5 protein-coding genes are annotated in these 2,815 nt (G+C 69.3%); all 5 read right to left on the reverse strand.

Annotated features, from left to right (window positions below):
• A partial coding sequence (locus ASJ79_RS31385; RefSeq protein ID WP_304439121.1) for an S-adenosylmethionine synthetase N-terminal domain-containing protein occupies positions 1–153 on the reverse strand: 153 nt, incomplete at its 3' end.
• Between the two features lie 113 nt (positions 154–266).
• The gene (coaBC, locus tag ASJ79_RS21760) at positions 267–1,514 is read right to left on the reverse strand and encodes a bifunctional phosphopantothenoylcysteine decarboxylase/phosphopantothenate--cysteine ligase CoaBC (protein WP_067959772.1); all 1,248 of its coding nucleotides are present in this window, start codon (positions 1,512–1,514) and stop codon (positions 267–269) included.
• Between the two features lie 17 nt (positions 1,515–1,531).
• Positions 1,532–1,834, reverse strand: coding sequence for a DNA-directed RNA polymerase subunit omega (rpoZ, locus tag ASJ79_RS21765; RefSeq protein WP_067959775.1), 303 nt, complete (start codon positions 1,832–1,834; stop codon positions 1,532–1,534).
• Between the two features lie 54 nt (positions 1,835–1,888).
• Positions 1,889–2,500, reverse strand: a complete 612-nt coding sequence (gene gmk / locus ASJ79_RS21770) for a guanylate kinase (protein WP_067959778.1) — start codon at positions 2,498–2,500, stop codon at positions 1,889–1,891.
• Positions 2,501–2,506: 6 nt separating this feature from the next.
• Positions 2,507–2,815: integration host factor, actinobacterial type (gene mihF, locus ASJ79_RS21775; protein WP_082753987.1), on the reverse strand; the 309-nt coding region annotated here is incomplete at its 5' end.

A 2,815-nucleotide genomic window follows, 5' to 3' on the forward strand; every position in this document is an offset into this window, starting at 1 on the left:
CTGGCCGGTCGTCACCAGTGTCTCCACCGCGACGCGGGATTTCGGATCGTCGGCGAGCAACGCGTCGAGCACCGAGTCGCTGATGGCGTCACAGATCTTGTCGGGGTGTCCCTCGGTCACCGACTCACTGGTAAACAGCCGAGCTTCACTCACGTCCGATTCCTTCCACTCAAGCGAACCTGAGATAGTCAGTCAGTCAACTTACCCGCGACGGTCACACCGCTCCGGGCGCCCCTGGCACCCGAGCGCGTCCCCCGCTGTTCGGCCTACCCGTCACCGGAGTGCAGGAAAGCCGCGATCGCGTCCACAATACGGCTCGCGATGACGGTCTTCGAACCGTGCTCCAGCGCCGACTCCGTGCCGTCGGCCGACAGCAACCATCCGTCGTTGTGGTCGACCTCGAACGCGCGGTTCTCGCCGACCGCGTTGACGACCAGCAGGTCGCATCCTTTGCGCCGGAGCTTGGCGCGGGCGTGGAACAGCACATCACCGTTCGCGTCACCCGTCTCGGCCGCGAAACCGACGATGGCCTGCATGTTCGGCAGCTGCCCGTCACGGCGGGCCCGGACCGCGCCGGCGAGCACGTCGTCGTTGCGGATCAGTTCGATGGTGGGATCGTCGGCTTCGGACGGCCCCTTCTTGATCTTGTTCGCGGCCGGGTTGGCGGGCCGGAAGTCGGCGACCGCCGCGGCCATCACCAACACGTTCGCCTCGGGCGCGTGCTTGGACACCGCGTCGCGCAGCTGCGCGGCCGATCCGATGTGCGCGACGTGCACCCCGGCCGGGTCGACCAGCCCGGCGGTGTTCCCGGCGATCAGCGTGACGTCCGCGCCGCGCTGGGCCATCACCCGCGCCACCGCGTAACCCTGCTTGCCGGAGCTGCGGTTGCCGATGAAACGCACCGGGTCGATCGGTTCGCGGGTGCCGCCGGCGCTCACCAGCACCTTGACGCCGGCCAGGTCGTAGGGCAGCGCGTCACCGCGGGCCAGCAGCAGCTGTGCCAGCGTGCTGATCTCCTCGGCCTCGGGCAGTCGCCCAGGGCCGGTGTCGGCGCCGGTGAGCCGTCCGGAGGCCGGTTCCATCACGATCGCGCCGCGGCGGCGCAGTGTCGCCACGTTCTCGACGGTCGCCGGATGCAGCCACATCTCGGTGTGCATCGCCGGCGCGTAGAGCACCGGGCACCGCGCGGTCAACAGTGTCGCGGTCAGCAGGTCGTCGGCGCGTCCGACGGCGGCCCGGGCGAGCAGGTCGGCGGTGGCCGGAGCGACGACGACGAGGTCGGCGGTCTGGCCGATCCGCACGTGCGGCACCTCGTGGACGTCCTCGAACACCCCGGTGTGCACCGGGTTGCCCGACAGCGCCTCGAACGTGGCGGCCCCGACGAAACGCAGCGCCGATTCGGTGGGGACCACCCGGACGCTGTGTCCGGCCTCGGTGAGCTGGCGGACCACCGTGGCCGCCTTGTAAGCGGCGATGCCACCGGCGACGCCGACGATGATCCGCTTGCGCTCCACTCCTGGGGCCCGCCCGGCTACTCGCCCTCGGTGTGCTCGAGGAGATCCCCGTGGATCTCGCGCATCGCGATCGACAACGGCTTCTCCTGCAGGCCCGGCTCCACGAGCGGACCGACGTACTCCAGGATGCCGTCACCGAGCTGGTTGTAGTAGTCGTTGATCTGGCGCGCCCGCTTGGCGGCGTAGATCACCAGCGCGTACTTGCTCGACGCGCGGTCCAGCAACTCGTCGATGGGCGGGTTGGTGATGCCCAGCGGTGTGTCGTAAGCGATGGCAGCGGACGGATCGATGTCCACCGCGTCGGCGTGCGGGGTGCTCACGTAGAAGTTCTCCTGGCGGTTGTGCGATGAAACGCGGATGGGTGCAGGTGGCGATCAAGCCTGGTCGTGCCGCACCGGCGCGTGGGCCACCAGCAAGGATACCAATTCCGCGCAGGCAGACTCCAATTGCCTGTTGACGACGACCTCGTCGAAGTCACCTTGCGCCGCCAGCTCGTCCCTGGCGGTCTGCAGCCGGCGGGCCATCACCTCGGGTGTCTCGGTGCCGCGACCGACCAGGCGGCTCTGCAGCACCTCCCAGCTGGGGGGCGCCAGGAACACCGTGGTCGCCTCGGGCATCGCCTGCTTGACCGCACGCGCACCGGCGAGGTCGACCTCGATCAGAACGGGCCGGCCCGCCGCCGTGGCCTCGCGCACCGGCGCCGCAGGGGTGCCCGAGCGATGCAGCCCGCCGTGGATCTCGGCCCATTCGAGGAGGGCGCCCTCGTCGATGAGCTGCTGAAACCGCTCTGCCGTCACGAAGAAGTAGTCCACCCCGTCGACTTCGCCGGGGCGCGGGGCCCGCGTCGTCACCGAGACGCTGAAGTACAGGTCGGTGACCCGCTCACGCAGGCACCGGACCACGGTGGACTTCCCGACGGCAGACGGGCCGGACAACACCAGGACCGTCGCCCTGGACGTGCTGTCCGGCCCCCCGCCCTCGTTCACAGCCCTCTACGAGAAGTCGAACTTTTCCAGCAGGGCCTTGCGCTGACGATCACCCAGACCGCGCAGCCGGCGCGTCGGGGCGATCTCGAGTTCGGTCATGATTTCCTGCGCCTTGACCTTGCCCACCTTGGGCAGGGCCTCCAGCAGCGCGGAAACCTTCATCTTGCCCAGGACCTCATCGGTCTCTGCGTCCTGGAGCACCTGCTTGAGGTTGGTGCCGCCGCGCTTGAGCCGGTCTTTGAGCTCGGCTCGTGCTCGACGTGCGGCAGCAGCCTTCTCCAACGCTGCCGCGCGCTGTTCGTCGGTCAACTGGGG

Origin of the sequence: Mycobacterium sp. NAZ190054, from assembly GCF_001545925.1 — a bacterium.
GTDB lineage: Bacteria > Actinomycetota > Actinomycetes > Mycobacteriales > Mycobacteriaceae > Mycobacterium.